The sequence below is a fragment of the Nonomuraea aridisoli genome, assembly GCF_003236395.1.
GTDB classification, from domain to species: domain Bacteria; phylum Actinomycetota; class Actinomycetes; order Streptosporangiales; family Streptosporangiaceae; genus Nonomuraea; species Nonomuraea aridisoli.
Genome location: NZ_POUD01000640.1, coordinates 1 through 562 on the forward strand (window position 1 = coordinate 1; position 562 = coordinate 562).

The window sequence follows — 562 nt, forward strand, 5'->3', positions numbered from 1 at the left end:
GTTCTGCGGCTGGTCGTCGGCGACGGCCAGCCAGGTCTGCGCCGCCACCACGGCGTCCTGGTGCTCGCCGAGCAGGTCCTGCACCCGGGCCAGCGCTCGGCCCAGCCTCACCGCCTCGCCGCCCAGCACCGGAGCCACCGCGGTCACCGCGGACCGAGCCCGCTTGCCGTCCTTGCGGACGTCGTGCCACCGCTCGTCCGGGCCGAGCGGGTCGAGCGCGCCGGCGCCGCCCTCCCGGCCGCCGGCACCGGCCAGCTTCCGCCACGGCTTCGCCACCAGAGCGGGCAGGACCCGGCCGGCCGCCGCCTGCGCCGGTGGGGTGAGCCGCGGCGTACGTGCGGCCAGCACCAGGGCGTCCACCAGCGCCAGGTAGCGGGGCGAGCGCAGCGCCGCGTCGACCCCGACCATCGCCTCGTCCTGCCGGGCCGCCAGGGCGGCGTCCAGCCGGTCGACCGCCGCCGGGTCGAGCGGGCTGGTCGGGTCCGCGCCGGCCGTGCGGCGAAGCCGCTCCCGCAGCACCTCGGCGTCCCGGGCGGCCCCCAGCGACTCGGCGAGCCAGCCC

At 80.1% G+C, this 562-nt stretch carries 1 protein-coding gene; it reads right to left on the bottom strand.

Features of this window, described 5'->3' with window-relative positions; translation table 11 throughout:
- The coding region (locus C1J01_RS48505) for a CHAD domain-containing protein (protein WP_146616069.1) at nucleotides 1-562 on the bottom strand (562 nt) is incomplete at both ends.